Below are 1556 nucleotides of genomic sequence, written 5' to 3'. Positions count from 1 at the left end.
GGTAGACTTCACCTTAAGGGTGCTCCTCTCTTTGGGTGATGTGTTCTCGACAAACACCATTCTACCAAAGATTTGAGCACTTTTTCATATTTTCAAAGAGCAGTACTTTCGAAATTCAGGTTCATATGTCTGGCCAGCTTTTCGGAATGTTGGACGGAGAACAGCAATTTTTCCATCACCTGCTGTTCTTCCTCCAGCAACTGTTCCGGCTGCTGCGGATTTACGGTTGCGAAACAGGTGTTTACCAGCGGGTAAGTTTTTCCGCCCATTTTGATTTCGTTTTTGTCGTAATCGATCTGCTCCAGCAAAAGCCGTTCAGACATGTTGAAGTAAGGACGTCTCTTGATAATCGGGATTTCAAGCTTAAATTGGATCATGGCAATGGCTTGATGAATTTTGGTAATCTGCAGGATTTCCTGTTCCGAACCGTTATGGTCGCTCTGCAGCTTCGGTCTGAAGGCCGGATTGTCGCCATAGTATTTCTCCGCCAAGTTCAGCAGCGGGCGCAGATTGATTCCGTATACGTCTTCGATGATGTTCAAATTGTCGTATCTGGCGCAGATCCGGATAATATTCGCGAGGCAGACCAAGGAACCCGCAAAGGCGCCGATCCACAGGACATCATGGTTTCCCCACTGAATGTCTACCGAATGGTAGTTGATCAGCGTGTCCATAATTTTATCGGGGTCCGGCCCGCGGTCATAGATATCTCCGACCACATGAAGATGGTCAACGACCAGACGCTGAGTCGTATAAGCAAGGCCGGTAATGAGCTTGTCCGCCTGGCCCAAGGAGATCAATTGCCGGTATATTTCCTCATAATAAGGATCCTTATTGTGGGACGAATCCGTCTTGTACAACAGCTCTTCCACGATATATACAAACTGCTCCGGCAGAGCTTTGCGCAATTTCGAGCGCGTATATTTGGAAGAGGCATAAGAAATGAGCTTAAGCATATGTTCAATCGTTTGTCTGTACCATCGGTCCAAGGCTTGTTTGTTGCACAGATCTCCTTTAACCAGCTGTATTTTTTCTTCCGGATAATAAACTAGCGCCGCAAACTCATTGATTTCATGATCCGTCCACACCTCATGGAACAACGCTTTGATTTTTTCTTTTACGGTACCCGAACCGTTTCTTAATACATGTTGAAAAGCCTGGAATTCCCCATGCAAATCACTGACGAAATGTTCGGTTCCTTTGGGGAGATTGGAGATCGCTTCAAGGTTGATGATTTCGGTGACGACTTTTTCTTCCGTATCATATTTCTGGGCCAATAAATCCAGAAACTGCGCATCCAAAACAGATGTCCCCCTTCAAGGAAAGATGGTGATGTTAGTGTAAGCATTTTTTCTCCCTATTTATGCGGGTGCCATGATTCTTTCTTTTATTCCTGTGGTTGTCCCCAAGACACCATTTGCGTGCGCAAAAAAAAGGGGCTGTCCAGAAAGTCAGTGAAAACTGACTTCTGGTCCGCCCATTTTCGTTGAATGCAAAAAATAACACAAAAAAACCGTCTGATCTTGTAAAATGAAAGTTACCAGACAACCATTTTA

Annotated in this window: 1 pseudogene; it reads right to left on the bottom strand. The window is 45.0% G+C overall.

The window, feature by feature from the left end:
- Positions 1 to 95 precede the first annotated feature (95 nt).
- Positions 96 to 1301, bottom strand: a pseudogene (locus tag KI367_RS26635) (fructose-bisphosphatase class III); the annotation flags it as partial.
- Between the last annotated feature and the right edge of the window lie 255 nt (positions 1302 to 1556).

It is taken from the genome of Paenibacillus cookii (genome assembly GCF_018333375.1).
In the GTDB taxonomy this organism is placed as follows: domain Bacteria; phylum Bacillota; class Bacilli; order Paenibacillales; family Paenibacillaceae; genus Paenibacillus_AQ; species Paenibacillus_AQ cookii.
Note: the sequence above shows the minus strand (reverse complement) of the source record. Positions and strands in the feature narration are given on the sequence as shown.